The sequence below is a fragment of the Idiomarina sp. UBA4206 genome (genome assembly GCF_002383015.1).
Lineage (GTDB): Bacteria > Pseudomonadota > Gammaproteobacteria > Enterobacterales > Alteromonadaceae > Idiomarina > Idiomarina abyssalis.
Genome location: NZ_DFTS01000039.1, coordinates 99,994 through 100,238, shown reverse-complemented (window position 1 = coordinate 100,238; position 245 = coordinate 99,994). Strand labels below are relative to the sequence as shown.

At 44.1% G+C, this 245-nt stretch carries 1 pseudogene; it reads left to right on the top strand.

Annotated features, from left to right (window positions below):
- Positions 1 to 245 (top strand): annotated as a pseudogene (locus B3180_RS08555) (OsmC domain/YcaO domain-containing protein); the annotation flags it as partial.

The window sequence follows — 245 nt, the reverse complement described above, 5'->3', positions numbered from 1 at the left end:
GAAGACATTCTCAACCTGCACCGCTTAACCGATGACCAGCTAGAAGACTTAGTTGAGCGCTTAGAAGACAGTCAGCTTGATAACTACATGGATATTATCACCCTGATTGGTATTGAGTTTGATGAAAACACGGTTTGGGGTCAGCTCACTATTCTTGAATTGAAGCTGCTTATTTACCTTGCACTGCAACGCCATGACGACGCTTTCGAATCTGTGGAAATGTTCCTGCAGTTCAACGACAACAC